At 64.3% G+C, this 24797-nt stretch carries 23 protein-coding genes; 14 read left to right on the top strand and 9 right to left on the bottom strand.

The features are described 5' to 3' along the window. Positions 1-140: 140 nt before the first annotated feature. The 5 genes from BRA471DRAFT_RS37275 to BRA471DRAFT_RS34510 form a co-directional block, all read right to left on the bottom strand. On the bottom strand, positions 141-509 hold the full coding sequence (locus BRA471DRAFT_RS37275; protein ID WP_007615737.1) for a hypothetical protein: 369 nt from the start codon (positions 507-509) through the stop codon (positions 141-143). Between the two features lie 49 nt (positions 510-558). Then, entirely contained in the window at positions 559-780 is a 222-nt protein-coding gene (locus BRA471DRAFT_RS38595) for a hypothetical protein (protein WP_157234113.1), read from the bottom strand. A gap of 54 nt (positions 781-834) precedes the next feature. Continuing rightward, the gene (locus tag BRA471DRAFT_RS35855) at positions 835-1818 is read right to left on the bottom strand and encodes a VCBS repeat-containing protein (RefSeq protein ID WP_050992681.1); all 984 of its coding nucleotides are present in this window, start codon (positions 1816-1818) and stop codon (positions 835-837) included. 56 nt (positions 1819-1874) lie between these two features. Then, positions 1875-3311 carry a glutamine synthetase family protein gene (locus BRA471DRAFT_RS34515; RefSeq protein ID WP_007615733.1) on the bottom strand — a complete coding sequence of 479 codons (1437 nt, stop codon included), beginning with the start codon at positions 3309-3311 and terminating at the stop codon, positions 1875-1877. Positions 3312-3460: 149 nt separating this feature from the next. Continuing rightward, the gene (locus BRA471DRAFT_RS34510; protein WP_007615725.1) at positions 3461-4819 is read right to left on the bottom strand and encodes an aromatic ring-hydroxylating dioxygenase subunit alpha; all 1359 of its coding nucleotides are present in this window, start codon (positions 4817-4819) and stop codon (positions 3461-3463) included. A gap of 112 nt (positions 4820-4931) precedes the next feature. Here BRA471DRAFT_RS34510 and BRA471DRAFT_RS34505 point away from each other — a divergent pair, with 112 nt between their 5' ends. Continuing rightward, positions 4932-5717, top strand: a complete 786-nt coding sequence (locus BRA471DRAFT_RS34505) for an IclR family transcriptional regulator C-terminal domain-containing protein (RefSeq protein ID WP_007615723.1) — start codon at positions 4932-4934, stop codon at positions 5715-5717. A gap of 91 nt (positions 5718-5808) precedes the next feature. Here the strand turns inward: BRA471DRAFT_RS34505 and BRA471DRAFT_RS34500 are convergent, their stop codons facing one another. Together BRA471DRAFT_RS34500 and BRA471DRAFT_RS34495 are read right to left on the bottom strand one after the other, a co-directional pair. Further along, on the bottom strand, positions 5809-6201 hold the full coding sequence (locus tag BRA471DRAFT_RS34500) for a group II truncated hemoglobin (protein WP_007615722.1): 393 nt from the start codon (positions 6199-6201) through the stop codon (positions 5809-5811). Positions 6202-6213: 12 nt separating this feature from the next. Next, a complete protein-coding gene (locus BRA471DRAFT_RS34495) occupies positions 6214-7155 on the bottom strand; it encodes a helix-turn-helix transcriptional regulator (RefSeq protein ID WP_083843292.1) in 942 nt (313 codons plus the stop codon). Between the two features lie 90 nt (positions 7156-7245). Between BRA471DRAFT_RS34495 and BRA471DRAFT_RS34490 the strand changes: the two genes are divergently transcribed. The 4 genes from BRA471DRAFT_RS34490 (at position 7246) to boxB (ending at position 13176) form a co-directional block, all read left to right on the top strand. Next, entirely contained in the window at positions 7246-8787 is a 1542-nt protein-coding gene (locus BRA471DRAFT_RS34490) for a benzoate-CoA ligase family protein (RefSeq protein WP_007615720.1), read from the top strand. A 129-nt stretch (positions 8788-8916) separates the two neighbouring features. Continuing rightward, the gene (locus BRA471DRAFT_RS34485; protein ID WP_198287848.1) at positions 8917-9735 is read left to right on the top strand and encodes an alpha/beta fold hydrolase; all 819 of its coding nucleotides are present in this window, start codon (positions 8917-8919) and stop codon (positions 9733-9735) included. A 153-nt stretch (positions 9736-9888) separates the two neighbouring features. Then, the gene (gene boxC, locus BRA471DRAFT_RS34480) at positions 9889-11577 is read left to right on the top strand and encodes a 2,3-epoxybenzoyl-CoA dihydrolase (RefSeq protein ID WP_007615716.1); all 1689 of its coding nucleotides are present in this window, start codon (positions 9889-9891) and stop codon (positions 11575-11577) included. A 147-nt stretch (positions 11578-11724) separates the two neighbouring features. Continuing rightward, complete coding sequence (gene boxB, locus BRA471DRAFT_RS34475) at positions 11725-13176, top strand: benzoyl-CoA 2,3-epoxidase subunit BoxB (RefSeq protein ID WP_007615713.1); 1452 nt, start codon at positions 11725-11727, stop codon at positions 13174-13176. 174 nt (positions 13177-13350) lie between these two features. Here the strand turns inward: boxB and BRA471DRAFT_RS34470 are convergent, their stop codons facing one another. Both BRA471DRAFT_RS34470 and BRA471DRAFT_RS34465 read right to left on the bottom strand, forming a co-directional pair. Continuing rightward, positions 13351-14160, bottom strand: coding sequence for an SDR family oxidoreductase (locus tag BRA471DRAFT_RS34470; RefSeq protein ID WP_007615711.1), 810 nt, complete (start codon positions 14158-14160; stop codon positions 13351-13353). Between the two features lie 221 nt (positions 14161-14381). Continuing rightward, the gene (locus tag BRA471DRAFT_RS34465) at positions 14382-15440 is read right to left on the bottom strand and encodes a polysaccharide deacetylase family protein (protein ID WP_007615709.1); all 1059 of its coding nucleotides are present in this window, start codon (positions 15438-15440) and stop codon (positions 14382-14384) included. A 163-nt stretch (positions 15441-15603) separates the two neighbouring features. Here BRA471DRAFT_RS34465 and BRA471DRAFT_RS34460 point away from each other — a divergent pair, with 163 nt between their 5' ends. The 9 genes from BRA471DRAFT_RS34460 (at position 15604) to phoU (ending at position 24786) form a co-directional block, all read left to right on the top strand. After that, positions 15604-16998, top strand: coding sequence for an OmpA family protein (locus tag BRA471DRAFT_RS34460; RefSeq protein WP_007615706.1), 1395 nt, complete (start codon positions 15604-15606; stop codon positions 16996-16998). A 2-nt stretch (positions 16999-17000) separates the two neighbouring features. Next, positions 17001-17303: a hypothetical protein gene (locus tag BRA471DRAFT_RS34455; protein ID WP_007615705.1), complete on the top strand. Its 303-nt coding sequence runs from the start codon at positions 17001-17003 to the stop codon at positions 17301-17303. 451 nt (positions 17304-17754) lie between these two features. Then, a complete protein-coding gene (locus BRA471DRAFT_RS34450; protein WP_007615704.1) occupies positions 17755-18810 on the top strand; it encodes a lysylphosphatidylglycerol synthase domain-containing protein in 1056 nt (351 codons plus the stop codon). Between the two features lie 33 nt (positions 18811-18843). Then, positions 18844-20142 (top strand): ATP-binding protein, encoded by a 1299-nt coding sequence (locus BRA471DRAFT_RS34445; RefSeq protein WP_007615700.1) that lies wholly within the window; start codon positions 18844-18846, stop codon positions 20140-20142. 143 nt (positions 20143-20285) lie between these two features. Further along, entirely contained in the window at positions 20286-21299 is a 1014-nt protein-coding gene (pstS, locus tag BRA471DRAFT_RS34440; protein WP_007615694.1) for a phosphate ABC transporter substrate-binding protein PstS, read from the top strand. A gap of 99 nt (positions 21300-21398) precedes the next feature. Next, on the top strand, positions 21399-22388 hold the full coding sequence (gene pstC / locus BRA471DRAFT_RS34435) for a phosphate ABC transporter permease subunit PstC (protein ID WP_007615692.1): 990 nt from the start codon (positions 21399-21401) through the stop codon (positions 22386-22388). Positions 22389-22392: 4 nt separating this feature from the next. After that, positions 22393-23238, top strand: coding sequence for a phosphate ABC transporter permease PstA (gene pstA, locus BRA471DRAFT_RS34430; RefSeq protein WP_007615690.1), 846 nt, complete (start codon positions 22393-22395; stop codon positions 23236-23238). Further along, positions 23235-24059, top strand: coding sequence for a phosphate ABC transporter ATP-binding protein PstB (pstB, locus tag BRA471DRAFT_RS34425; RefSeq protein WP_007615689.1), 825 nt, complete (start codon positions 23235-23237; stop codon positions 24057-24059). The genes pstA and pstB overlap by 4 nt, the downstream gene beginning before the upstream one ends. A gap of 10 nt (positions 24060-24069) precedes the next feature. Then, positions 24070-24786, top strand: coding sequence for a phosphate signaling complex protein PhoU (phoU, locus tag BRA471DRAFT_RS34420; RefSeq protein ID WP_007615688.1), 717 nt, complete (start codon positions 24070-24072; stop codon positions 24784-24786). The last annotated feature ends 11 nt before the right edge of the window (positions 24787-24797 follow it).

Below are 24797 nucleotides of genomic sequence, written 5' to 3'. Positions count from 1 at the left end.
CCGCTTCCCGTCCTGGCGAAAGCCAGGACCCATACCGCGAGGTCTATCTATTGTGGGCAGTATAAGTACCGAACGGCAGTCTTCGCCAAACGCCTTGTTGGGGTGATGGGTCCTGGCTTTCGCCAGGACGACGTTGGCAATCACCAATAAATCCCGTGCCGATGCAGTTCGCGGATCACGCGGGCCTCGGTGGATGGCTGGCGACGTTTGGGCTTGGTCGTTTCTCTCGTGCTGGCAACCGGCGCGGCACTGGACTGGGTTGCGGCCGGAGCGATCGCGGTTGTCGTCGCAGTCGCCGCCGGTGGCGTTGAAGTTGGGGCTGTGGTCGCCGTCTGGACATTGGAGGGCGCTGCCGCCGGACCTTGTGGCGGCGTGGCTGCTGTCGTTGCCGGCTGCTCGGCGGTCTGCGGGCTCGCATTTGTCGCCGCAAGGCTAAGGCTTCGTGGTCCGTCGGCATAGGCCTGGCTTGCCAGCAGCGACATTGCCGCGATCAGGATCAGCTTTCGCATGACACCCTCCGTTACCTGGTCAATCCGTCTTACCTAATTCGCCGGGCCTCTATCGCGACGAGCGTCCCATCCCGATTTCGATCAGGGTGGCACGGCAGGACAGGCGATAAATCAAGCTGAACAGATTATCCCACATGATCGAACTCCGTTGTTGATCAATCCCGTCATCTTCACCCTCCATCGTTTCCGGCCATCTTCGCGGGGGCGGAAAAATGACTTCGTCGGCAAGGTCAAAGGTTTCGTCGGAAGCACCGGCGCGAAACCGGCTCACGCCGGCGTGAGGGCCTGTCGGAGTAACGGTCGTTGGCTCGGCGCCCCGGCGATCCTAATCGTGGACCAACATCAGCCGGCCATCCTCGAGGCCGAACACGAGTGCGGGACGATCGCGGTATTTCACGCCGCCGATATTCGTCGCGATCCTTGCCGGAAGCCTGATGCGCGCGATGTCATGCGGGCCTGCGACGAACCCGATGAGCCGCAGCGTTCGCCGTTCGAGGTCCGGTACCGCGAGATCTGGATGGCCGTCGCCATCAAAATCGGCCGTAAAGCTCATGTGCAGCGATCGCGAGCCGATGAAATGGTTCGATACGTCGGAAATTTCCGCCGATTTTTCCAAACGATCATGCCGCCACGACCACATTTCGAGAATCCCGACCACATGAGGCTGGCGGACAAGCACGATATCCGTGGTGCCATCGCCGTCGAAATCGGCGATGCCGGCCGGGTTGAGCCAGGCATAAGCGTGGCCGATCGGAGGCGTCTCCGCAACGATGGCCGTCGAGACGGGATCGATGACAACCAGCGCGGAGCCGCGCTTCAGATAGGATTTGACCAGCACAATTCTTTCGCGGCCACCGATCGCAGCGACGCGCGGCTCCAAGTCTTCGAACACGGCGTCACCATCCAGGCGCAGCGTGCGTTGTCCGCCCTCGCGCGGCTCGATCACCAGGCTGCCGGCCTCGATGGCATCGCCGAGGACGCCGTGGCGATAGCGTTCGGTCGGCTCGGCGAGCCAAGCACGCGCGACGGTGTCGCGGCCTGTCGCGATGCGCCCATCCGCAAGCGCCCCGGTCGGCGGCGCCGGATGTTCGAGCGCTGCGGCGGGCACCATGCGCATCGCTTTCGCGTCGAACTGGTACCAATTCGTGCCGACTGCAATTCGGAGGTCGCTATCCGCCAAATCAATTTCGCTGACGCGGCCGGGGGTGCGTACGGTGCTCGCCTGCCAGTCGGCCAGGGCTGATGCGGACAGGGCTGGCGCGAACAGGAACAGGGCAAATAGCAGGGCCGCCGGGCGCAACCGCATCATGGTACTCCTGGAAAATCCGGCTGCGTTGCGGGGATCGGCGGCCGGTTGGCGGCGGCTCAAAATATCTCGAAATATTCGCGGTGCTCCCAGTCGGTCACCTCGGACAGGAAGCGGTCGATCTCGGCATTCTTGATGTGGGTGTAATAATCGACGAACTCGGCGCCGAGCTTTTCGCGGAAGAACGGATCGTCCTTCAGCGCGCTGACCGCATCGCGCAGCGACTTCGGCAAGAGCGGCGCCTTGGTTTCGTAGGGCGCATCGGCCGACGGGCCGGGATCGAGCTTGCGGTCGACGCCGTCGAGGCCGGAGAGGATCTGCGAGGCCATGTAGAGATAGGGATTGGCGGCGGGCTCGCCGATGCGGTTTTCCAGGCGCGTGGCGGCGTCGCCGGCCGCGCCGAGCACGCGGATCATCACGCCGCGATTGTCGCGGCCCCAGATGGCGCGGTCCGGCGCCAGCGAATAGGAGCGGTAGCGCTTGTAGCCGTTGATGGTCGGCGTGGTGAACACGGTCGAGGCGCGGGCGTGGTCGAGCAGGCCGGCAAGCCAGGCGCGGCCGAACGCGCTGAGCGGCTCGCCGCCGTCTTTGGCCATGAATAAATTGTCGCCGCTCGCGCGTGAGACGACCGATTGGTGCAGATGCCAGCCGCTCGCGAACAAGTTCGGCAGCTTCGGCCGGCACATGAAGGTGGCGTGATAGCCGTGGCGGTGCGCGATCTGCTTCACGGCGCAGCGAAACAGCACCATGTTGTCGGCGGGCTCCAGCCCCTTCTTCGGCGCGAACGTGAACTCGCACTGGCTCGGCCCGAATTCGACCTCGACCGAGCGCAAAGGCAATCCGAGCGCGACGATGTCACGCCGCAAGATCTCCAGCACCGGCTCCATCTGATCGAAGCGCTGCTCGGTGAGATATTGATAGCCGTGGCTGAGCAGGCTCACCGAGGGCGGCGTGCCGGGCTGTCCAGCGTCCTCGGGCCGCATATGCGGATCGTCGAGCTTGAAGATGTGGAATTCGACCTCGAGGCCCGCCACGAAATCATGGCCGCGACTTGCGAGCTCGTCGAGCACCTTGCGATAGAGCCCGCGCGTCGCGAACGGCACGGGACGGCCGTCGTTGAAATAGAGGTCGCAGAGAACCCAGCCCGTGGTCGGCGCCCATGGCAAAACGCGAAAACTGGTGGGATCGGCGACCATCAGCACGTCTGCCGCGCCTTCCATTTCCTTCATGCCGAAGCCGCCGCCTGACGTGAACACCGGAAACACCGTGCGGTGCGAGGTGTCCTTGGCGAGCATGGTGGTGGTGATGGAGCAGCCGCTCTCCAGCGAGGCGATCGCCTCGGCCGCGACGATGGTCTTGCCGCGCAAAATGCCGTGCTGGTCCGGGAAGGCGAGGCGGATGACCTCGAGGTTCTTCTCCTCGACGATGCGGCGCATGCGCGATGCAGCATCCTTCTGCTCATCCGACCACAGCGCATGACGCGCGACGAAAGTCACTTTGCGACTCCCCTACTCGTTGGACGCGAAGTTGTTTTCATATACTCCGTCATTGCGAGCGCAGCGAAGCAATCCTGACTATCTCCGCGATGGGATTCTGGATTGCTTCGCTTCGCTCGCAATGACGAAGGAGGGACTTGCATTCTGCGCTACTCCGCCGCCGTCAACCGGTGCACGTTGTCCGCGATCTCCTTCGGCACCGGCGCGGTCCACGGCGCGCTGCGGCGGCGCTTGACGTCGACTTCCATCCAGTAGATCTCCCAGCCTCGGGTCGGTCCGATGCCGTCCATGGTCGCCGGGCCCTGGATCGAACGTGCGGTGGCCTCGTCGAGATGCAGCATCGGCTTCTCGCCGCCTGCGACCTTCTCGATTTCCTGCCGCAGCAGGCGGCGGTACTGCACGATCGCCTTGTCGCTCGTGCCGAGGTGCTCCCTGGTGCGATCCTGGATCGCGCCCATCGATTCCACCGCCCACTGGTCGTGGACGTTGATGTCGGTGCCCATGCCGGTATAGGTCGCCGTCTGCTGCTCGTGCGGGTCGAAGCCGTAATCGTTGGTCCTGTTCTTGCGAGATTTGTAGTCCGGCAGCTCATAGAGCTCGAGCCGCTGGTCGCGCATCTTCTGCTTGTCGACGGGTTTCGCGTAGCTGGTGAAGATCGCGTACCAGTAGCAGTTCTCGTCGTCGACCGGCACGTGCCATTGCGTGATCGTCATCTCCGTGCTCATGGGGATGACGAAACCGTGCGGGAAGAGCTGGTTGGTGACGCGCACATGGGTGCGCTCCTCGTCGATCTCGCGCAGTGCGATCAGCCGCAGGCCGTATTCGGTGTGCTCGACATTGATGATCGGGCGGTCGTACTCGCGCAAAATCTTCGTCATCGGCAAGTCGGAGCCTGCCGATGCGCCGCGGAACTGCTTGCCGTAAGCCGTCGAGGTGTCCTCGTCCTCGAAGAAGCGATGCAGATAGGAGGCGTGCGCGGGATCGATGCCGACTTCGAGCGCCTGGAGCCAGTTGCAGGCCATGTGCCCCTTAAACGCAAAGGTGTGGGTATCAGGCGCAACGAAACAGTCGAGCTCCGGAAATGCCGGCGGCTCGCCCTCGCCGAGATAAGCCCAGAGGATGCCGCTCTTCTCCACCAAGGGATAAGAGCGCTGGCGGACGTTCTGGCAGAGTTTTGAATCCTTCGGCTCGGCCGGGGTTTCGATGCATTGGCCAGTGGCGTCGAACAGCCAGCCATGGAAGGCGCAGCGCAGGCCGCCATGCTCGAGCCGTCCGAAGGCGAGATCGGCGCCGCGATGCGCGCAGTGGCGATCGATCAGGCCGTAGCGCCCTCGCTCGTCGCGGAACAGGACCAGATTTTCGCCGAGCAATCTGACGGGGCGGATCGGTCGACCGCCGTCGAGCTCGTCCACCAGCGCCGCCGGCTGCCAGTAGCTCCGCATCAGCTTCCCGCAGGGGTCCTTCGCACCGGTGCGGGTGATCAGGTCGTTCTGCTCCTGGCTCATCATGGCGAGTGCATCCTTTGTGGAGCGGCGTTTGTTCGCCTATTGAACGAATGGGCGAATTATGACATGCCTTGGACACGCGGCAAGCACTATTTTGCAGGATCGTCCCGAGACCATGCCCAAGCTGAAGCGGAACGAGAACGACGAGCGCGCGACCGATTTCGTCGAAAGCCTCGATCGCGGCCTGCGGCTGCTGCAGTGCTTCGGAGCGACGGCGGGTCCGATGACACTCAGCGATCTCGCCCGTGCCGCGGACCTGCCGCGCGCGACCGCGCGACGCATGCTGTTCACGCTTCAGCGCGGCGGTTTTGTCAGCGGCGACGGGAAGCTGTTCTCGCTGACGCCACATGTGCTGACGCTGGCGGCGTCCTATCTGCGGTCCAGCCAGCTCGTCACGGTCCTGCAACCGGTGCTCGATCGCGTTGCGATAGCGGCCAACGAAATCTCCTCGCTCGCGGTGCTCGACGGCGATGAGGTCGTGTTCATCGCGCGCAGTAGTCCCGCGCGCATGTTTTCAGGTGGGCTGGACATCGGCTACCGCCTGCCGGCCTTCTGCACCTCGGTCGGCCGCACCATGCTCGGCCAACTCACCGATGCCGAACTGGCTGCACGGCTGAAAGCGATGAAGCGCGAGGCGTTGACGCCGCAGACGGTGACCGATCCCAAGGCGCTGCTCGCGCGCATCGTCGCCGATCGCGCGCAGGGTTACGCGCTGGTCGATCGCGAGGCCGAGCCGCATTTCCGCTCGATCTCAGTCCCGGTGCGTCGTTATGACGATGTCATCGTCGCCGCCATCAACATGGGCGCCCATGTCGACCGGGTGCCGGCTCAGGAGTTGATCGAGCGATTTTTGCCGCTGCTGCATGAGGGCGCGGAAGCCGTGCGGTCGCAACTCTTGTAGCCCGGGTGAGCGAAGCGATACCCCGGGAAAGTCATCGTGAAGCCCCGGATGTCGCTTCGCTCATCCGGGCTGCGCGCCTGTGCAAAAATCGCTACCGGTTGCGCATCCAGTCGGCGAGGCCGGACAGCGCCTTGTCGAGGTCCTGCCGCGCGGCAACGTCCACAACCGTTTCCTCAAGCGCGCCGCGCATGCAGAGCATCCACGCGTCCCGCTCGGCATCGCCGATGGCAAAGCCGATGTGGCGTTGGCGCAGCCGTGGGTGGCCCTTCTCGGGCGAGTAGAGTTTCGGGCCGCCGGTCCATTCGGTGAGATAGCGCTTCAGCACGTCCCTGATGTGGCCGAGATCAGCGGCGTGCATCGCCCGAATCATTTGAGCCTCCGGCAGCGTATCCATCCGCTCGTAGAAGCGATCGACCAGTCGATTGATCGTGGCGCTGCCGCCGATCCGCTCGAATATGGAGATTGCGACGTCGCTATCGGTCATGGGAGTTCGGACCTACAGCGCCACGCTGCGCAGCCCGAAGCTGCGCGCTTCGTTCTGCAGCACCGGCCGCACCGCATCAACCAGGCGCGCCGCGGCGGCATCGACAGACAGTCCCGCCGTGTCCACCACCGCCGTCGCGCGCGCATATAGCGGCTCGCGGCTCAAGAGGATGTTGCGCAGCTCGGCCATTGCGGAGCGGTCGTCGGCCATCGGGCGCAGATCGCCCTGTCGGCGGACGCGGGCCATGTGCTCCTCGGGCTCGGCCTTCAGCCAGATCGTGTAGAACGACGACAGGATCTGGTCGAAGGTCAGGGGCTCCGAGACGATGCCGCCGCCGGTCGCCAGCACCATCAGCTCGTTGCGCGCGAGCAGCTGTTGCAGCGCCGCCTGCTCCATGCGGCGAAAGCCTTCCTGGCCGTAGAGCGCGATGATCTCGGCGACCGAGAGGCCGTTCTGCTGCTCGACTTCCTTGTTGAGCTCGACAAAACTCCAGCCGACCTTCTTGGCTAGCATCCGCCCAAGCGTGGATTTGCCGGCGCCGCGCAGGCCGATCAGCGCGATGCCGCAGAACGGCGCGCGCCGTGGCGCGGAGGCGCTGCCGCCCGCGAGCAGGTCCTTGGCTTGCGCGATCTGCGCCGGTGTCGCCTTGCGCAGGAGATCGCGAAACATCTGCCAGTCCGGGGTCGGATCGGCCGAGGGAAGCAGGTCTTCGAGATGCGCGCCCATCGCGTCGGAGACGCGGCGGAGCAGCACGATGGAGACGTTGCCCTTGCCGCTTTCGAGCTGCGCGATGTAGCGCTCCGATATTCCTGATACCTTGGCGAGCACCTTGCGCGACATGCCGCGCAGCGCGCGCATGGTGCGCACGCGCTGGCCGAGCTGTTCGAGAAATCGGGATTCGGCGTCGGGACTGTCGGTCATGGACTTTTCTTTAGCGGATGTCCTGCGGCGCATTTAAATGAAACATAATGCCTGATAGCATTGACAGCAAGCCGATGCAGTGTCTTTCTATGAATTATAATTCTAAATTCAGGGGAGAAGTCCGTGAGCGAGGGATCCTATAACGCGGTGACCTGGCTGCTCGACCGGAACGTCGAGGAGGGACGCGGCAACAAGCTCGCCTTCGACGACACCGTCTCACGGCTCACCTATGGCGAGCTCCAGCGCGCAACGCGGCGCGCCGCCAACATGCTGCGCCGGCTCGGCGTCCGCCGCGAAGAGCGCGTGGCGATGATCATGCTGGATACTGTCGACTTCCCGATCGTGTTTCTGGGCGCGATCCGCGCCGGCATCGTGCCGGTGCCGCTCAACACGCTGCTGACATCGGATCAATACGCCTACATCCTCGCCGACTGCCGCGCGCGCGTGCTGTTCGTCTCGGAAGCGCTCTATCCCGTCATCAAGGACGTTGTTGGCCGCATGCCGGATCTCGAGCATGTCGTGGTCTCCGGCGCCAAGCAGAACGGTCACAAGCAGCTCGCCGAGGAGATTGCGGACGAGAGCGACCGGTTCACCACCGCTGCGACGCATCCGGATGAGCCGGCGTTCTGGCTCTATTCGTCAGGCTCGACGGGCATGCCCAAGGGCGTGCGCCACATCCATTCCAACATGCAGGCGACCGCGGACACTTATGCGAAGCAGGTGCTCGGCATCCGCGAGAACGACGTTTGTCTTTCTGCGGCAAAGCTGTTCTTCGCCTATGGTCTCGGCAATGCATTGACCTTTCCGATGTCGGTCGGCGCCGCCGTGGTGCTCAACAGCGAACGGCCAACGCCGGCGCGCATGTTCGACCTGATGAACCGCTATAGTCCCTCGATCTTCTACGGCGTGCCGACCCTGTTCGCGGCGATGCTCAACGACGAGGCGATGAAGAGCGAGCGCGGCGGCAAGTCTTTGCGCATCTGCACCTCGGCCGGCGAGGCGCTGCCGGAATCCGTCGGCAACAGCTGGAAGGCGCGCTTCGGCATCGACATTCTCGACGGCGTCGGCTCGACCGAGCTGTTGCACATCTTCCTGTCGAACGCGCCCGGCGATATCAAGTACGGCTCCTCCGGCAAGCCGGTGCCGGGTTATGCGGTGCGGCTCGTCAACGAGGCCGGCCAGGATGTCGCCGACGGCGAGGTCGGCGAACTGCTGGTCGATGCGCCCTCCGCCGGCGAGGGCTACTGGAATCAGCGCCATAAGAGCCGCCGCACGTTCGAGGGACCGTGGACCCGCACCGGCGACAAATATGTCAGGGATGCCGAGGGCCGCTACACCTTCTGCGGCCGTGCCGACGACATGTTCAAGGTCTCCGGCATCTGGGTCTCGCCTTTCGAGGTCGAGAGCGCGCTGATCACGCATCCCGCCGTGCTGGAAGCTGCCGTCGTGCCGGAAGCCGATCCGGAAGGTCTGCTGAAGCCGAAGGCCTTCGTCGTGCTGCGCCCCGGCGCGACGACGACGGGCCTGCAGGAGATGCTCAAGGACCACGTCAAGCAGAAGATCGGCCCGTGGAAATATCCCCGCTGGATCGATGTGGTGGACTCGCTGCCGAAGACGGCGACGGGCAAGATCCAGCGGTTCAAGCTGCGGGACGGGACGAATTGAGCGGCTCCGTCATTCCGGGGCGCGCAAAGCGCGAACCCGGATTCTCGAGCCGTGGACTGCAATCTCGAGATTCCGGATCAACTCGCTTCGCGAGTTGTCCGGAATGACGGAATGAACGGAAACGGCAGCATGACCAACCTCGCCCCCACCGGCTTCCTCAGCATCGGCAACGCCAGCCTCGAATACAAATGGCTGGCGCCGCAATCCGCCGATGCACCCACCATCGTCATGCTGCATGAAGGCCTCGGCTCGGTCGGCCTCTGGGGCGACTTCCCCGAGAAGCTGCAGCAGGCAACCTCCGCCGGCATCTTCGCCTATTCGCGTGCAGGCTATGGCCAATCGAGTCCGGTGACGTTGCCACGGCCAATTGACTACATGCACCGCGAGGCACTGGACGTGCTGCCGAAGATCCTCGACGCGATCCGCTTCAAGCGCGGCCTGCTGCTCGGCCATTCCGACGGCGCCTCGATCGCGACGATCTATGCCGGCGCGCATCAGGATCATCGCCTCAGCGGCCTCGTGCTGATCGCGCCGCATTTCATCGTCGAGGACATCTCGGTGAAATCCATCGCCGCGATCAAAACGACCTTCGAGACCACGGACCTGAAGTCAAAGCTCGCGCGCTGGCACAAAGACGTCGACAATGCTTTCTACGGCTGGAACGACGCCTGGCTCGACCCAAAGTTCCGCGATTGGGATATTTCCGAATCTCTCGCTTACATCCGCGTCCCCGTCATGATGCTGCAGGGCGTGGACGACCAATATGGGACATTGCGTCAGGCCGAAATCGCCCAGGAGGAGTGTTACTGCCCGGTCGATTTGAAAGTCATTTCAGGCGCGGGACATTCCCCGCATCGTGAAGCGCCGGGGGCGACGCTTGACGCGATCGGGCAATTTGCAAAGGCGGCCTTGCGCGACGATCAGGGACTCCAGGGGCGCGCCGCATGATGGATCGCGCTCGGCGCCATTGTGCACCCCTGAATCCCGTGCATGAAACAAAATGCATGTTCGTTCGCCTAAGGGGTAGACGCGCCCGAAAATGTGCACTATTGTGCATCTAGCACGACAGCCGAAACGCATAATCAAGCTCAAGGGTGGCCCATGGCCGGGGAAGATCGGCGCCTCGCAGGTGGCGCGACATTCATCGATTTCCAGACCGAGCCGTCCCGCTACCGGCACTGGAAGCTCGCGGTCGACGGTGACGTCGCCACCCTGACCATGGACGTCGACGAGAATGGCGGCCTGTTCGAGGGCTATCTGCTCAAGCTCAATTCCTACGATCTCGGCGTCGACATCGAGCTTGCCGACGCGGTCCAGCGCCTGCGCTTCGAGCACCCCGAGGTGAAGGTCGTGGTGATGCGCTCGGCCAAGAACCGCGTGTTCTGCGCCGGCGCCAACATCCGCATGCTGGCGGGCTCGACGCACGCCCACAAGGTCAATTTCTGCAAGTTCACCAACGAGACCCGCAACGGCATGGAAGACTCGTCGGAGAACTCCGGCCAGCGCTTCATCACCGTCGTGAACGGCTCGGCCGCCGGCGGCGGCTATGAGCTCGCGCTCGCCACCGACTACATCATGCTCGCCGATGACGGCGCGTCCGCCGTCGCCTTGCCCGAAGTGCCGCTGCTCGCGGTGCTGCCGGGCACCGGCGGCCTCACCCGTGTGGTCGACAAGCGCAAGGTGCGCCGCGATCACGCCGATTTCTTCTGCACCATCGAAGAAGGCGTGAAGGGCAAGCGCGCCGTGCAATGGCGCCTGGTCGACGAGATCGCGCCGAACAGCAAGCTCGAAGGCAAGGTCGCCGAGCGCGCGAGGGAATTCGCCCAGGCCTCGAAGCGCAAGGGCAGCGGCAAGGGCATCGCGCTGATGCCGCTCAAGCGCATCATCGATGAGACCAGCATCCGCTACGGCTTTGTCACCGTCGACATCGATCGCACCGCGCGCATCGCCACGATCTCGATCAAGGCGCCTGAAGCCGCGCCGCCCGCAGACATCGACGGCATGATGGCGCAGGGTGTCGCGTTCTGGCCGCTCCAGGTCGCGCGCGAACTCGACGACGCGATCCTGCATCTGCGCATCAACGAGCTCGAGACCGCCATGCTGGTGTTCAAGAGCCACGGCGACCGCGCCCATGTGCTCGCCTGCGACGCATTCCTCGAAGCCAACAAGGCGCACTGGCTGGTCAACGAAATCAGGCACTATTGGAAGCGCGTCTTGAAGCGCATCGACGTCACCTCGCGCACGCTGGTGGCGCTGGTCGAGCCCGGCTCCTGCTTCGCCGGCACGCTCGCCGAGCTCGTCTTCGCCGCCGACCGCTCCTACATGCTGATCGGCACGCGACAGGGTGACAACCGCCCGCCGCCGTCGATCGAACTGTCAGCGATGAATTTTGGCCCTTATCCGATGAGCCATGGCCTGACGCGGCTTCAGTCGCGCTTCCAGGCCGATCCGGCCGATGTGGAACGCGCGGAAGCCACGATGGGCACCGCGCTGGACGCCGAGCAGGCCGAAGAGCTCGGTCTCGTCACCTTCGCGCTCGACGACATCGACTGGGACGACGAGGTCCGCGTGTTCCTGGAGGAGCGCGCCAGCTTCTCGCCCGACAGCCTCACCGGCATGGAAGCGAGCCTCCGCTTCGTCGGCCCCGAGACGATGGAATCGAAAATCTTCTCGCGCCTCACCGCGTGGCAGAACTGGATCTTCCAGCGCCCGAACGCGGTCGGCGAGGAAGGCGCGCTGCGCCGCTACGGCAGCGGCCAGAAGCCGAAATTCGATATGACGCGGGTGTAGAGATTTTCTTGTCCCGGGCGCGCTGCGGCACGAAGTGACGCTGCGCAGAACCGGGACCCAGACGACCGAACGATGGGTCCCGGCTCTGCAGCCACCGCTTCGCGCTGCGCAGCGTCCGGGACACGGGACAGACCAAGGAGCACGGCCATGAACATGAACATCATGAACGTCGACTACTCGACCAAGATTCCGAACAACGTCAATCTCGCCGAAGACCGCCAGGTGCTCAAGGCGCTGGAAGGCTGGCATCCCGGCTACATGGACTGGTGGAAAGACATGGGGCCGGAAGGCTTCCAGGAATCGCTGGTGTACTTGCGCACCGCCTATTCGGTCGATCCGCGCGGCTGGGCCAAGTTCGACTACGTGCGGATGCCCGACTATCGCTGGGGCATTCTCCTTGCTCCCCAGGAAGAGAACCGCGTCGTGCCGTTCGGCGAGCATTTTGGCGAGCCGGCCTGGCAGGAAGTCCCGGGCGAGTATCGCGCCATGCTGCGCCGTCTGATCGTGATCCAGGGCGACACCGAGCCCGCCTCGGTCGAGCAGCAGCGCCACCTCGGCAAGACCGCGCCCTCGCTGTACGACATGCGCAATCTGTTTCAGGTCAATGTCGAGGAAGGCCGTCACCTCTGGGCGATGGTGTACCTGCTGCAAAAATATTTTGGGCGCGACGGACGTGAAGAGGCTGACGATTTGTTGCGCCGCCGTTCGGGTGACGCCGACTCGCCACGCATGCTGGGCGCCTTCAACGAGGCGACGCCGGACTGGCTGTCCTTCTTCATGTTCACCTATTTCACCGACCGCGACGGCAAGATGCAGCTGCACTCGCTGGCGCAGTCGGGCTTCGATCCCCTGTCGCGCACCTGCCGCTTCATGCTGACGGAAGAAGCGCACCACATGTTCGTCGGCGAGACCGGCATCACCCGCGTCGTGCAGCGCACCTGCGACGCGATGCGCGAAGCCGGCATCACCGATCCCACCGACATCGCGAAGGTCCGCGCGCTCGGTGTGATCGACCTGCCGACCATCCAGAAGAAGTTGAACCTGCACTATACGCTGTCGCTCGATCTCTTTGGTTCGGAAGTCTCGACCAACGCGGCGAACGCCTTCAACACCGGCATCAAGGGCCGCTATCACGAGACCCAGATCGACGACGATCATCAGCTCAAGAACGCCACCTATCCGGTGCTGAAGTTCATCGACGGCGAGATCAAGCTGGTCGACGAGCCGGCGCTGACCGCGCTCAACATGCGCCTGCGCGACGATTACAGCCAGGATTGCGTCAAGGGCATGCTGCGCTGGAACAAGGTGATCTCGACCTCCGGCTACCAGTTTCAGCTCAAGCTGCCCAACGTCGCCTTCCACCGCCACATCGGCGAGTTCAAGGGCATCCACGCGACGCCGGATGGTCTCTTGATCGACGACGCAACCTGGGCCCGGCGCAAGGACGAATGGCTGCCCTCGACCGCCGACGGCGACTTCATCACCTCGCTGATGCAGCCCGTCACCGAGACCGGCCAGTTCGCCTCATGGATCTCGCCGCCGAAAGTCGGCATCGACAACAAGCCGGGCGATTTCGAGTATGTGAGGATCGAGTCGTAACTTCTTTACCTCTCCCCGCTTGCGGGGAGAGGTCGGATCGCCCTTGCGATCCGGGTGAGGGGGTACAGGTGCGGCGACAATCTCACGTGTGGAGAGAAGCCCCTCACCCCAACCCTCTCCCCGCAAGAGCGGGGCGAGGGAGCGCTCCGTTCGCGCCGCGAGCAGCGCGATGCCTCAACTATCCCACCCGCTCCCCTTGATCCCCGGGTTCGCGTAGACAATGCCGCCGTCCACCGCGATGGTCGCGCCCACCACATAATCTCCCGCGCGCGAGGCGAGATAGATCGCCGCGCCCGCCATGTCCTCGTCGGTGCCGATGCGGCCCGCGGGCACGCGGGTCGAGACCTCGTCGGCATGATCGCGTGCGGCGCGGTTCATGTCCGATTTGAACGGGCCCGGTGCGATCGCGGTGACCACGACATGGTCGCCGATCAGCTTCACGGCCATGCGCCGCGTCAAATGGATCAGCCCCGCCTTGCTCGCCGCGTAGGAATAGGTCTCGCCCGGATTGACGAAGATGCCGTCGATCGAGGCGATGTTGATCACTTTCGCCGGCCGCTCTACTGATGCCGCCGCGCGCAGCGTAGGCGCCAGCGCCTTGGTCAGGAAGAACGGCGCCTTGACGTTGAGGTTCATCACCTTGTCCCAGCCGCTCTCCGGAAACTCGTCGAACTCCGCGCCCCAGGCCGCGCCCGCATTGTTGACGAGGATGTCGAGTTTTGGCTCGCGCTTGGCGAATTCGCTCGCGAGCAACTCGGCGCCGGCCAGCGTCGAGATGTCGATCGGGAGCGCGATGCACTCGCCATCATATTGGCCTGACAGCTCTTTCGCCGTGGCTTCGCAAGGTCCGGCCTTGCGCGCGGTGATGTAGACCTTCGCGGCCCCTGCGCTGAGAAATCCCGCCGCGATCATCTTGCCGATGCCGCGCGAACCGCCGGTCACCAGCGCGACGCGGCCTTTGAGCGAGAACAGATCGTTGAACATGGTGCCTCCCTTGGTGTTTGGCGACGTTTTGAGCGGGGAGCAGAGGGGAGTCAAGGAAGGCGCCGCATCGTCGTCCTGGCGAAAGCCAGGATCCATTACCCCAGGATAGAGTTGTTTGAATGAGCTGTGGCCCGAGCGCGTCGCAAAATGGACAGCGGTGGTAATGGGTCCTGGCTTTCGCCAGGACGACGTCAGAGTTCGGGCAGCGAAGACGGAGAGATTTAAGCCGCCGCGATCCTGCGGAAGCCGTTCCACATCGCGGTCGCGGCGCCCGAGGTCAGCACCGGCAGAATCCGCGTGTCCTGGTAATTGCCGTTGAGCGAGACGCGTGGCAGCGCGGTCATGTGGCCGGCGTTTTCGGCGAACAGCATGCCGGGCCGCGTCGTCACCGCGGTCTTGAAGCCGGCGGATGCAGCGAGCGCGAATTCACGCTCACCCGCCGCCTCGCGATCGCCATAGGGATAGGCAAGATGTTGAACGTTGCGGCCGAGCGCCTGCTCGATCCGCGCGCGGCTCACGGCCATCTCCTGCGTGGCGATCTCTTCGCTTTGCTTGGCGAGATTGCAATGGCTGACGGAATGCGCGCCGATCGTGACCAGGGGATCGGCGGCAAATGTCTTCACCTCGTCCCAGGACAGGCAGAGGCTGCGGCACAGCGCGGCCATGTCGACGCCGTACTTCGTGCAAAGCGCCTCGATCTCGCGCTTGAGATCGTGCTCGCCGGGCAGTGCGCGCAACCAGCCATGCAGGCGGTCGAACGCCGCCTGCTTTGCGGCTGGTGTCGTCGCATCGAGCCGCAGCGCGGCATTGCCGATCGTCACCTCGATCTGCTCGGTCTTGGCGATCACGGCCTCCAGCGCCTCCCACCACAGCCGGCCCGTGCCCTCTGCGAAATCGCTGGCGACATAGACCGCCAGAGGCGCGTCAAATTCGTGCAGAACCGGCAGCGCAAAATCGAGATTGTCGCGATAGCCATCGTCGAGCGTGAAGGCGGCGAAGCGGCGGTCGAACCGGCGTCGCACCAGCCGCTCATGCAGTTCGTCCATGCTGACGATGTCGATCTCGCGCGAGCGCAGATGACACAGAGTCGCGCGCAGGAATTCAGGAGTGACTTCGAGATGCCGGTTCGGCTGGAATGCCGCGGCGCGGGCCGGCCGCACGTGATGCAGCATGAAAATGGCGCCGACGCCCGACAAAAGCGGGCGCAACAGGTGGTGGGCGCCGCTGAAATAGAGTGCTTCCAGTCCGGCGCGGATGACGTTGTTACGCAGTTGTTTCATGACCCGCTGGCGGACTTTGGCATTCCACCTTCAACTTACGGAAGAACCCTTGAAGAAAAAGTTATTCCAATTGTCAGGCCCGGCCTTCGGAAGGGCGTCATTTCCGGTTTGACAGCCTGCCAAGGGTTTGTTTTGTCTCCGGTTCCAGAGTTCGGGTCGTCGAATGCACAAGCTTTTCAGGTGGGCCAGCAAATGGTGGCCGGGGCTCATCCCCCTGGCCGTCATGTGGGGATTTGCGGCCTGGAATAACACTTTGCCGGTCGAGGCGGACCTTTCCGCCCGCAGCTCGGCGGCGCTAAAGGATACCGTTCTGGACAAGACCCGGATCGCGGTGGACGGCCGCGATGTCAGCCTGGCTGCGGACGCCTTTTCCGAGGAGGGGCGTCGCGACGCGGTTGTGGCGGTCGAGACCGTCCCCGGCGTGCGCCTGGTCGACGACCGGACCCGCCTCGTTCCCGAGGCAAAGCCCTTCGTCTGGAACGCCGAACGCGACGTGGTGCGGGTGACGCTGTCAGGCTCCGCGCCCTTGCCGTCGATGAAGGGCCGCCTGACCGAGGCGGCCCGCAAGGAGGTCGCCGGTACCGAGGTGGCCGATCAGATGGGTTTGGCGCGCGGCGCACCGCCGCGGTTCGAGGCGGCTGCGATGCTGCTGCTCGACCAGATCGGCAAGCTCAAGGACGGCAAGATCACGATCACAGACACCAAAGTCACCCTGTCGGGGATGGCGCGCGATCTCGGCGGCCGCGAAGCGGTCGCAGCGGCGCTGAAAAACCTGCCCGAGGGCTTTTCGATCGCTGCCAACGACGTCAAGGCGCCGCCTTACGTCTTCCAGGCCTACAAGGATCCGGTGGCTGCGAAGGTGACGCTGACCGGCTACGTTCCCGACAACAATGTCCACGCGGCCATCGCTACCAGCGCGTCGCGGAAATTCTTCAACGAAAAGGTCGTCGACAATCTCAAGGCCAGCGTCGGCGCGCCCGGTTCCTTCAGCCTCGCCGTGGTCGCAGCGCTCGGCGCGCTGTCGCGACTGTCGACCGGCACGCTGGTCGTGTCCGACCGCGAGGTGAAGCTGTCGGGCGATGCGCTCTATGAAAGTGCCGCCAACGACATCCGCACAGGCCTTGGCAAGGATTTTCCGAAAAACTGGCAGTACAAGCCGGAAATCACGGTGAAACCCGCGGCCGGCCCGGTCGACGGCACCGTGTGCCAGCAATTGTTCTCCGAGCTCTTGGCCAAGGCCAAGATTCGCTTCGCGGCGAAGCGCGCCGACATCGATCCGGATTCCGCCGGCATTCTCGATCATCTGATCGAGACGGCATTGCGATGTCCCACCACCAATATCGAGGTCGCCGGGCATACCGATGCCGACGGCGAGGATTCCTTCAACCAGGCACTCTCGGAGAAGCGCGCGCAGGCGGTGATCGACTATCTGGTCAAGGCCGGCCTGCCTGCCAGCCGCTTCACCGCGGTCGGCTACGGCAGCACGCAGCCGGTCGCCGGCAATGACAGCGAAGACGCCAAGGCGCAGAATCGCCGCATCGAATTTCTGGTGAGGTGACGATGCCTTATCTCGTCTCGTTCCATCTGGGCTGGCTGATAGGCTCGCTGCTGCTCGGCTTCTGCATGGGCTGGATCTCGGTGGTCCAGCGCGGCAACGGCACTTCGAAGGTGACCGCGCGCTGGCTCGCCGTGCTTGCTGCCGGCCTGGTCGCGGCCTCGTTCGCGCGTGTCGTCCCCGGCCGCTTCGGCTACTGGCTCGACCTCGGCCTGATCATGTTCGCCTGCTACCTCGTCGGCGGCGCCATCGGCGCCTGGCTGCGCGACCGGGTGGTCGCGCGCACCGCGCCTCCTGCCGCTCTGTGATGTTGCCCTGCACCCTGACTGCGGAAGTCAGGAGCGCGGCTGCGCGGCCGTCCCGGCACATCGAAAACCGTGAACAAACGCTCCGGCCTCCCCTCTTTCAACAGGCGGGGGTACCCCATAGATTGACGTCGGCTTAAGCCGTGACGGAACATTGTGCGGTGGAAATCATCAAAACTTCATGGCCACTGCGCAGGATTGCCATGGAGATTCGCGTCAGTCTTGCCGCCGAAAGCGCCAAACCGTGCTTCAGGAGCCCGCAACCCTGCCTAAAATATTGAAGGCACGAGTTTTTGTTCGAATTGCCGAATTCCACTCCGCCCGGAAACGCGCTAGTGGAGGGATAGCGGGTATGCGCGATGCCGGGACCGGCAGCGAGGGTTCGTCGCGTGCCCGTGCGTCGTCCGCCTGTTCGCCGGCCACCCCGGCCGCTGAAGCGTTGTTCGAGGTCTAGATGCTGGAAGCCATACGCAGGGCGATGTCGTTTCTGCGCCAGAAGCAAATCCTGCATAAGCTTGGAGTTGTGATCAGCGTCGCGGTCATCGGTATCGCTTGCTATGTGCTCTACCACATGCTGCGCGGCATCGATGTCAACGAAGTCCTCGAGGCGATCAAGAGCACCGAGCCGAGCCAGATTGCACTGGCGGCTTTGTTCGTCGCCGCGGGCTATTTCACGCTGACCTTCTATGACCTGTTCGCCGTGCGCGCGATCGGCCACGCCCACGTGCCTTATCGGATCAACGCGCTCGCCGCTTTCACCAGCTATTCGATCGGCCACAATGTCGGCGCCAGCGTCTTCACCGGCGGCGCGGTGCGCTACCGCATCTATTCCGCCCACGGCCTGAACGCGATCGACGTCGCAAAGATCTGCTTCCTCGCCGGCCTGACCTTCTGGCTCGGCAATGCCGCGGTGCTGGGCCTCGGCATCTCCTATCATCCGGAGGCCGCGGCCTCGATCGACCAGCTTCCGCCCTGGCTGAACCGGACTCTGGCGATGATGATCATCGTCGGGCTGGTCGCTTACGTGGTCTGGGTCTGGACCCAGCCGCGGATGGTCGGCCGCGGGCCCTGGACCGTGATGCTGCCGGGCGGTCCGCTGACGCTGCTCCAGATCGCGATTGGCATCATCGATCTCGGCTTCTGCGCGCTGGCGATGTACGTGCTGGTCCCCGACGAGCCCAATCTCGGCTTCGTGGTGGTCGCGGTGATCTTCGTCTCGGCCACGCTGCTCGGCTTTGCCAGCCATTCGCCCGGAGGCCTTGGCGTTTTCGACGCGGCCATGCTGGTCGGGCTCTGGCAGATGGACCGGGAGGAGCTGCTGGGCGGGATGCTGCTGTTCCGCGTCCTCTATTATCTGTCCCCTTTCGTCATTTCTGTAATCTTGCTGACGTTTCGCGAAGTTATCATCGGCGCACGATCGAAACGCCTGCAGCAGGCGGCGCTCAAGCTCGACCCCGGCCCCGCACCTGAAGCCGCTTACGTGAGAAAGCGCAGCGACAGCGGCGCCTGACCGGCGCAAGGTCCTTTGGAGAAGCCCGCCCCGATGGCGATCGACGCCCCATCTTCTCCCTCCTCCCAGCCCTGGTCCGACCGGCTGCGGCACTCGACCGTCATCCTGATCGCCGCGGCGCTGGCGCTGTCGGTGGTGGTCTCGCTGGGCGAATTGTCGGCACTGCATGCGATTGCGGTGTTCCTCTGCATCGCCGCCGCAGCGCTGATCCCGTGGCGCCTGCACGATACCGCCGCCTCGCGCGAGGAGACCCGCCGCGTCAATCCGGTCGAGAGCGCGGCGGTGGCCGCGGTGGTCGCCGGCATGCCCGATCCCGCGGTGCTGCTCGACCGCGCCGGCCGCGTCATCCATCTCAACGCCGCGGCCGCCCAGCTCGCGCCGGCGCTGCGCCGGAATGAGCTCGCCCAGTTCGCGCTGCGCTCGCCCGAGATCATCACGGCGCTGCGCGAGTCGATCGCGACCACCGAGCCGCGGCGCGCGACCTATCTCGACCATGTCCCGGTCGATCGCTGGATGGAGTTGACCATCACGCCGGTGCCGGTGCCGACGAGCTTCGGTGGCGCCGACAAATGCATGCTGATGACCTTCCACGACCAGACGCCGCTGCGCCGGGTCGAGGAGATGCGGGCCGATTTCGTCGCCAACGCCAGCCACGAGCTGCGCACGCCGCTGGCCGCGCTGTCGGGCTTCATCGACACGCTCCAGGGCCAGGCCAAGGACGATCCCAAGGCGCGCGAGCGCTTCCTCGGCATCATGCACAATCAGGCCACCCGGATGGCGCGCCTGATCGACGATCTCTTGTCGCTATCGCGGGTGGAGCTGTCGGCCCATGTGCGGCCCGACACCCTGGTCGACCTGCTGCCGATCATCTTGCAGGTCGCCGATGGGCTTGAGCCGCTGGCGCGGGAACGCCAGGTCGAGGTCGAGACCGAGCTGCCTGAGACCCCGGTGCTGATCGCGGGGGACCGCGAGGAGCTGCTCCGCCTGTTCGAGAATTTGATCGAGAACGCGCTCAAATACGGCGCCTCCGGCGGTCGCATCATCGTGTCGCTGATATCAGGCGCCGCCCCTGATGGAACTCAGGAAATCCGGGTCCTGGTCCGGGATTTCGGCCCCGGCATCGCGCCGGAACATTTGCCGCGGTTGACCGAACGCTTCTACCGGGTCGATGTCGGCGACAGCCGCTCGCAGGGCGGCACGGGCCTCGGATTATCGCTGGTGAAACATATTCTTAACCGTCATCGCGGGCGGCTTTTGATTGAAAGCGTGCCCAGACAGGGCGCCACTTTCACCGCCTGTTTTCCCCAGGGCAAGCCTGCGGCTCTGAGCTAAATTCCAGCAATTTCAGCCACTTAACACTGTCATCCGACTGTCACCAAACCTTCGTAAAAGCTCAGCTGTCCGCTCCTAAAGGGACGGCACGGGGAGCGCGATCGGGCGCTGATGGCGCTTCGCTCCCCTGTATGGAGACCAGCATGAATTTCCTCAAAACGATCGTTGCTGCTGGCTTGGTTGCCGCATCGACGACGGCGGCCTTTGCTGCCGACATCACGGGTGCCGGTGCGACGTTCCCGTTCCCGATCTATTCCAAATGGGCTGACGCCTACAAGAAGGAGACCGGCAACGGTCTGAACTATCAGTCGATCGGCTCCGGCGGCGGCATCAAGCAGATCCAGGCCAAGACCGTGACCTTCGGCGCCAGCGACGCGCCGCTCAAGGCAGAGCAGCTCGAGAAGGACGGCCTCGTCCAGTGGCCGATGGTGATGGGCGCCATTGTTCCCGTCGTCAACATCGAGGGCGTGAAGCCCGGTGAGATGGTGTTCGACGGCGAGACGCTGGCCAGCATCTATCTCGGCAAGATCACCAAATGGGACGACGCCGCGATCAAGAAGCTGAACCCGAACGTGAAGCTGCCCTCGGAGGCCATCACCGTGGTCCGCCGTTCGGACGGTTCGGGCACCACCTTCAACTTCACCAACTACCTCGCCAAGGCCAGCGCGGACTGGAAGAGCAAGGTCGGTGAGGGTACCGCGGTCGAGTGGCCGGTCGGCGTCGGCGCCAAGGGCAACGAAGGCGTGTCCGGCAACATCAGCCAGACCAAGAACTCGATCGGCTACGTCGAGTACGCCTATGCCAAGCAGAACAAGCTGACCTACACCGGTCTCGTCAACAAGGCCGGCAAGCCGGTGCAGCCCACCGTCGAAGCCTTCCAGGCGGCCGCCTCCAACGCCGACTGGGCCAAGGCTCCCGGCTACTACGTCATCCTGACCGACCAGCCCGGCGAGAAGTCCTGGCCGATCACGGCGGCGACCTTCATCCTCATGCACAAGGACGCCACCGACAAGGCGGCCTCGCAGGAAGCCATCAAGTTCTTCCGCTGGGCCTTCAAGAACGGCGACAAGGCGGCTGAAGAGCTCGACTACATCCCGATGCCGGACCCGGTCGTTCAGCTGATCGAGAAGACCTGGGCTGCCGAAATCAAGAGCTAGGTTCGCGACGCTCGTGCCCCGGATGCGCTGCGCCGCATCCGGGGCACGGACCAACAAAAAACGTATAATATTTTAGTACAGGGGACCGGCGTGGCAGAGATGGCCGTTCAGAGCGATGTAATCGACGACGCCGGACCGTACGATCGCGCCAAGGCATTGAGCGCGTTCAAGCTCGGCGACGTCACCTTCTACTGGATCACGCGGCTCTCCGCGATCTCGGTGCTTCTGATCCTCGGCGGCATCATCATTTCGCTGATCGTCGGCGCCTTCCCGGCGATGAAGGAATTCGGGGTCTCGTTCCTGTGGACGCAGCGCTGGGCGCCCTCCGCCGATCCGCCGGTGCTCGGCGCGCTCGGCCCGATGTACGGCACGCTCGTCACGTCCTTCATCGCGATGCTGATCGCCATTCCCGTGGGTCTCGGCATTGCGATCTTCCTCACCGAGCTCTGCCCGCAATGGCTGCGCCGCCCGATCGGCATGGCGATCGAGCTGCTCGCCGGCATCCCTTCGATCATCTACGGCATGTGGGGCTTCTTCGTGTTGGGTCCGTTCCTCGCCAACACGTTCCAGCCCTTCATGATCAAGATCTTCGACGGCGTGCCCGTGCTGGGCGCGATCTTCGCGGGTCCCCCGTCCTATCTCAGCCTGTTCAATGCCGCGCTGATCCTCGCCATCATGGTGCTGCCCTTCATCACCTCGATCTCGGTCGACGTGTTCAAGACGGTGCCGCCGGTGCTGAAGGAAGCCGCCTATGGCGTCGGCTGCACCACCTGGGAAGTGGTCCGCAGCGTGGTGATCCCCTACACCCGCGTCGGCGTCATCGGCGGCGTCATGCTGGCGCTGGGCCGTGCGCTCGGCGAGACCATGGCAGTGACCTTCATCATCGGTAACTCGTTCCGGATCTCCTCGTCGATCTTCGCCCCCGGCACCACGATCTCGGCGGCGATCGCATCCGAGTTCGCCGAGAGCGACGGCCTGCACCAGTCCGGCCTGATCCTGCTCGGCCTGCTGCTGTTCGTGCTGACGTTCTTCGTGCTCGCGGCGGCGCGGCTGATGCTGATGCGGCTGGAAAAGAAGGCGGGGAACTAGCGCCATGAACCCGATTTATTCACGCCGCCGCCGCAAGGACATCGTGGTTCGCGGACTCTGCATCGCCGCAACTGCCTTCGGCGTCACCTGGCTCGCGCTGATCCTGATCACGCTGCTCTACAACGGATTGGCGGGACTCAATGTCCAGCTGTTCACCGAGAACACGCCGCCACCGGGATCGAACGAGGGCGGCCTGCTCAACGCCATCGTCGGCTCGCTGATCATGACCGTGATCGGCGTCGGCATCGGCGCGCCGCTCGGCATGTTTGCCGGCACCTACCTCGCCGAATACGGCCGCAACGACAAGCTGACCTCGGTGATCCGCTTCATCAACGACATCCTGCTCTCGGCGCCCTCGATCATCATCGGCCTGTTCATCTACGGCGCGGTGGTGGTGCCGATGCGCGGCTTCTCCGCGATCGCGGGCTCACTCGCGCTCGCGGTCATCGTGATCCCGGTGGTGCTGCGCACGACCGAGGACATGCTGCTGCTGGTGCCGAACGCATTGCGCGAGGCGGCCTCGGCGCTCGGCCTGCCGCGTTCGCTGGTGATCAAGCGGATCGCTTATCGCGCCGCGCGCTCCGGCCTCATCACCGGCGTGCTGCTCGCGACCGCCCGCGTCGCCGGTGAAACCGCGCCGTTGCTGTTCACCGCGCTGTCGAACCAGTTCTTCAGCCTCGGCCTGAACAAGACGATGGCGAACCTGCCTGTCACCATCAACAACTTCGTGCAGAGCCCCTATGCCTACTGGAAGCAGCTGGCCTGGAGCGGTGCGCTGCTCATCACCCTGACCGTTCTTGCCCTGAATATTGGCGCGCGCATCCTTGGCGCCGAGAGGACCGCAAAATGAGTGATCTTTCATTATCGTCGATGAGCGCGGCCGGGGGTCTGCCGCAGACGGCGGCGCTGCCGGAGGCGCCTCCGAAGGTGACGGTGCGCAACCTGAACTTCTATTACGGCGAGCACCACGCGCTGAAGAACATCAACCTGACGCTCGGCGCCAATCGCGTCACGGCGTTCATCGGTCCGTCGGGCTGCGGCAAGTCGACCCTGCTGCGCATCTTCAACCGGATGTACGACCTTTATCCAGGCCAGCGCGCCACCGGTCAGCTCATGCTCGACCAGACCAATATCCTCGACGGCAAGCTGGACCTCAATCTGCTGCGCGCCCGCGTCGGCATGGTGTTCCAGAAGCCGACGCCGTTCCCGATGACGATCTACGAGAACATCGCGTTCGGCATCCGTCTCTATGAGAAGATATCGAAGTCCGAGATGGACGGCCGCGTCGAGAAGGCGCTGCGCGGCGGCGCACTGTGGAACGAGGTCAAGGACAAGCTCAACGCCTCCGGTCTGTCGCTCTCCGGCGGCCAGCAGCAGCGCCTCTGCATCGCCCGCACCGTCGCGGTGCGGCCCGAGGTGATCCTGTTCGACGAACCCTGTTCGGCGCTCGACCCGATCTCGACCGCCAAGGTCGAGGAGCTGATCCAGGAGCTGTCCGAGGACTACACGATCGCGATCGTCACCCATAACATGCAGCAGGCGGCGCGCGTCTCCGACAAGACCGCCTTCATGTATCTCGGCGAGCTGATCGAGTTCGACGATACCAGCAAGATCTTCACGTCGCCGACCGACCGGCGCACGCAGGATTACATCACCGGCCGGTTCGGCTAGGAGACGCGACATGGCTTCCGAACATACCGCAAAGGCTTTCGACACCGACCTCCAGGAACTCACCCGCCTGGTTGCGGAGATGGGCGGGATCGCCGAACGCATGATCGTCGAGTCCGTCGACGCACTGATCCGCCGCGACGTCCCGCTCGGGCAGCGCGTCGTCGCCACCGACACCGAGCTCGACGCGCTGCAGAAGCGCATCGAGGAGCGCGCGGTGCTCACCATCGCCCGCCGCCAGCCGATGGCGGTCGATCTGCGCGAGATCGTCGGCGCCATGCGCGTCGCGACCGATCTCGAGCGCATCGGCGACCTCGCCAAGAACATGGGCAAGCGCGTCGCGGCGCTGGAGACGGACTTCCATCCGCTCAAGCTGTTCCGCGGCCTCGAGCACATGACCGACCTCGTGCAGCAGCAGGTCAAGTCGGTGCTGGACGCCTATGCCGCGCATGATCTGCCGGCGGCGATGGCGGTGTGGAAGGGCGACGAGGAAGTCGACGCCATCTGCACCTCGCTGTTCCGCGAGCTCCTCACCTACATGATGGAGGATCCGCGCAACATCTCGTTCTGTATTCACCTGATGTTCTGCGCCAAGAACATCGAGCGGATCGGCGACCACGCCACCAACATCGCCGAGACCGTGTTCTACATGATCGAGGGCCAGGCGATCACCGACAAGCGGCCGAAGGGCGACATGACGACCTTCGCCAACACGGTACCGAACACTTAAGGAGCGACGAC

It is taken from the genome of Bradyrhizobium sp. WSM471, from assembly GCF_000244915.1.
Taxonomy (GTDB): domain Bacteria; phylum Pseudomonadota; class Alphaproteobacteria; order Rhizobiales; family Xanthobacteraceae; genus Bradyrhizobium.
This window is presented reverse-complemented; position numbering and strand designations above follow the sequence as displayed.